General features: G+C 73.2%; 2 protein-coding genes and 1 pseudogene. All 3 read left to right on the top strand.

All coding sequences use genetic code 11. The annotated features are described in order from the left end of the window. Positions 1-920 (top strand): annotated as a pseudogene (locus ACFXA3_RS40500) (hypothetical protein); the annotation flags it as partial. Positions 921-994: 74 nt separating this feature from the next. Next, entirely contained in the window at positions 995-2,194 is a 1,200-nt protein-coding gene (mqnC, locus tag ACFXA3_RS40495; protein WP_385196139.1) for a cyclic dehypoxanthinyl futalosine synthase, read from the top strand. A 6-nt stretch (positions 2,195-2,200) separates the two neighbouring features. Next, positions 2,201-2,691 (top strand): hypothetical protein (locus ACFXA3_RS40490; protein WP_385196136.1); only part of this gene is annotated, 491 nt, incomplete at its 3' end.

Below are 2,691 nucleotides of genomic sequence, written 5' to 3'. Positions count from 1 at the left end.
GGGGCGCCACGGAAGGCGCTTCGGGGCCCGTGCCCTTCGCCACCGGCGGTGGTGCGGGTACCTCCGGCGGGGGCTTCGGGACCCCCGACCCCTCGTACGGACGGCTCCCGTACGAGGGCTCGTCCACGGCCGGGTCCTTCGAGGGGCGCGTGCCCCACACCGATCCCTCCTCCGGTGCCGGGGGCGGCGCAGGGTTCGCGACGCCCGGGGCCGACGCCTTCGCCGCGGGCCGCGGGCAGAACCCGTACGGGCCCTACGGCAGCCCCACCGAGACCGCGGGCGGCGGCGTCCCGCAGCCGCGGACGGCTCCCGACGCGGCCCGCCAGGTCACCCTCAGCGCCGCCGGACGGCGCTTCAGCTGCTCGGTGGTCGTCGCGGCGGCCGCCGTGGTGGCCGTACTGTCCGGCGGCGGTCTCTACGGGCTCGGGCTGCTGCCCGGCACCGGAGGCGACCGCGACCAGCACGCGTCGGGCGACTCCGCCGCCACACCCCCGAAGGGCTCGGGCGCGCCCTCGGCGGCCGGCACCCCCGTCCCCTCGGCGACGCCGAGCGGCACCCGGGCCGACGTGCCCGCCGAGCTCACCGGCACCTGGAAGGGCACCGTCACCACCGCCCGCGCGGGCCTCGCCAGCGAATTCCAGATCACCATAACGACGGGCAAGGTCGGTGACGTCGTCGGCCGGGACAAGTCGATCCTGCCCGTCCTGGGCACCGACTGCAGCGGCGACTGGAAGCTGGCCTCCGCCACCGACCGCTCCCTCGTCCTGGACACCGCGGGCAACACCAACCCGGCCCCCGGCATCTGCTCCAACGGCTCCTCCGACGAGCGCTTCACCCTCAACACCAACGGGACACTCCACTACAAGTCGGGCGATGCCCCGGCCGGAAACCCCGAAGGCGACCTGACCCGTATCCCCTGAAATCCGCGGCCGGGCCCTGGCGTAGGCTGGATCGGTCCGTACCTCTTGACACACCGCCGAAAGGTGACGCACCGGTGACCGACCAGGCCGCTCTCCAGTCTGTCCTCGACCGCGCCGCCGCAGGGGGCCGGATCACCAAGGAAGAGGCGCTCGACCTCTACCGGCACGCCCCGCTGCACGCGCTCGGCCAGGCCGCCGACGCGGTGCGCCGCCGCCGCTACGCCGGCACCGAGCACATCGCGACGTACATCATCGAGCGCAACATCAACTACACCAACGTGTGCGTCACGGCGTGCAAGTTCTGCGCCTTCTACGCGGCCCCGAAGGACACCAAGAAGGGCTGGTCCCGCGACCTCGACGACATCCTGCGCCGCTGCGCGGAGACCGTCGAGCTCGGCGGCACGCAGATCATGTTCCAGGGCGGACACCACCCGGACTACGGCGTGGAGTACTACGAGGAACACTTCTCCGCCATCAAGAAGGCGTTCCCGCAGCTGGTCATCCACTCCCTCGGCGCGTCCGAGGTCGAGCACATGGCCCGCATCTCCGGCGTCTCGGCGGAGGAGGCCATCCAGCGGATCCACGCCGCCGGCCTCGACTCCTTCGCGGGTGCCGGCGCCGAACTCCTCCCGGAGCGGCCGCGCAAGGCGATCGCCCCGCTGAAGGAGTCCGGCGAGCGCTGGCTGGAGATCATGGAGATCGCCCACAAGCTGGGCGTGGAGTCCACCTCCACCATGCTGATGGGCACCGGCGAGACCAACGCCGAACGCATCGAGCACATCGCGATGATCCGCGACACGCAGGACCGCACGGGCGGCTTCCGCGCGTTCATCCCGTACACGTACCAGCCCGAGAACAACCACCTCAAGGGCCGGACCCAGGCGACGGTCTTCGAGTACCTGCGGATGATCGCGATCGCGCGGCTCTTCCTCGACAACATCGCCCACATCCAGGGCTCCTGGCTCACCGTGGGCAAGGAGGCCGGCCAGCTCTCGCTGCACTACGGGGCGGACGACCTCGGCTCGATCATGCTGGAGGAGAACGTGGTCTCCTCGGCCGGCGCCAAGCACCGGTCCAACCGCCAGGAGATCATCGACCTGATCCGCAAGGCCGGCCGCGTCCCCGCGCAGCGCGCGACGACGTACGAGCACCTCGCCGTGCACGAGGACCCGGCGAACGACCCCGTCGACGACCGCGTGGTCTCGCACATCTCCTCCACCGCGATCGAGGGCGGCACGGCCCACCCCGAGCTGAAGCTCATCTCGACGAACTGAGGCCGTGTGCTGACGCTTCACACCGCCGACCTCCTGCTCGCCGGACCAGGGGCCGCGCCGCTGCCCGGCGGGGCGGTCCTCGTCGAGGGCGACCGGATCAGCCGCGTGGGCCCGTACGAGGAGCTCGGCGCGGCCTGGCCGCACGCGCGGGTCCGCCGCTGGCCCGGGGTGCTGACGCCGGGGCTGCTCGTGCACGGGGCGGACGCGCTGCTGGAGCGCACGTACTACCCGGACGACCCGTACGAGACCGCCGAACTCGGCGTGGAGCCGCTGAGCGGGGCCGAGGCGCTGGCAGGGCTGGCGATGACCGAGTCCCGCTGGGGCAACAGCGCCCGCCGGGCCACGCAGAAGCTGCTGGCCCGCGGAGTGGTCGCGGTGACCGGGAGGCTCACGGTCCCGGGGGGGGGCACCGCGGTGGTCCGCTCCCGCCTGACGCTCCTCCCGCCGAGCGCGGGGGGCGCGCCCCGCGCCCCCCCCCCGCCGCGCCGCGCGGGGCT

Origin of the sequence: Streptomyces sp. NPDC059456 (genome assembly GCF_042750055.1) — a bacterium.
Lineage (GTDB): Bacteria > Actinomycetota > Actinomycetes > Streptomycetales > Streptomycetaceae > Streptomyces.
The sequence above is the reverse complement of the archived record's forward strand: the minus strand, read 5'-3'. Positions and strand labels throughout refer to the sequence as shown.